General features: G+C 64.4%; 1 protein-coding gene. It reads right to left on the bottom strand.

What is annotated here, in order from left to right; translation table 11 throughout:
• On the bottom strand, window positions 1–885 hold an 885-nt coding region (locus EN879_RS37145; RefSeq protein ID WP_127274770.1), incomplete at its 3' end, for a zinc-binding dehydrogenase.
• Between the last annotated feature and the right edge of the window lie 105 nt (window positions 886–990).

The following is a 990-nucleotide window of genomic DNA, read 5'->3' as shown; positions in this document are numbered from 1 at the left end:
GTTTTCCATGCGGCAGCCAAAGGAGCCAAGCAGTTTCAATTGCTGCTGGAACAGCTGCATCAAATTGATCTGCGTCGACACGCCGGAGGTCGAACCGCAGGTCACCAGGCGGCCGCCACGCTTCAGGCACAGCATCGAGGCGGCGAATGTGTCGGCGCCGACATGTTCAAAGACGACGTCGACGCCCTTCTTCTTGGTCAGCTTGCGCACGACGCCCTCGAAACGGTCGTCGCGGTAGTTGATGACATGGTCGGCGCCGAGCGCCTTGGCCTTGTCGATCTTGTCGTTGGAGCCGACCGTAGTGATGATCGTGCAACCCATCCGCTTGGCCAACTGGATGGCCGCCGAGCCGATGCCGGATCCGCCGGCATGGATAAGGATGGTTTCGCCGGGTTGAAGCCTGGCGTTGTCGAACAGCATGTGCTCGACGGTGCCGAAGGTGACGGGCGCCACCGCCGCCCCGATGTCGGTCACGCCGGGCGGGGCAGGGACCAGCAGGCGGGCCGGCAGGTTGATCTTCTCCTGCGCGAAACCGTCGAGATGGAAACCGTGCACGCCCGAAACATGTTCGCAGAGGTTGTCGCGGCCTTCGCGGCAGGCTCGGCAGAGGCCGCAGGTGCGCGCGCCATAGATCGACACCAATTGTCCGGGCAGCAGGCTGGAAACGCCGGGGCCAACCGCCTCGACCTCGCCGGAGGCCTCCGCGCCGACGACCAGCGGCAGCTTGCGCTTGGCGAAGGCCATGCCGCGCCAGCCCCAGACGTCGATATGGTTCAGCGCTACTGCCTTGATGCGCAGCGTGACTTCGCCGAGTGCCGGCGGTGGAGGAGGCGGCAGGTCCACCGTCTCAAGACGGCGGTCCTCTATAAGTTGCAATGCGCGCATGGGGCCTGTCGGTTCAGTCTGGCTGAAAAAGGTCGCTTAGACCGGTTCCCGCGCCATGACAAGGCAAGTGTTCTGGCCGCCGAAGCCGAAGGAGCTCGACAGAAC

This window comes from Mesorhizobium sp. M7A.F.Ca.AU.002.02.1.1 (assembly GCF_003998535.1).
Lineage (GTDB): Bacteria > Pseudomonadota > Alphaproteobacteria > Rhizobiales > Rhizobiaceae > Mesorhizobium > Mesorhizobium ciceri.
Note: the sequence above shows the minus strand (reverse complement) of the source record. Positions and strands in the feature narration are given on the sequence as shown.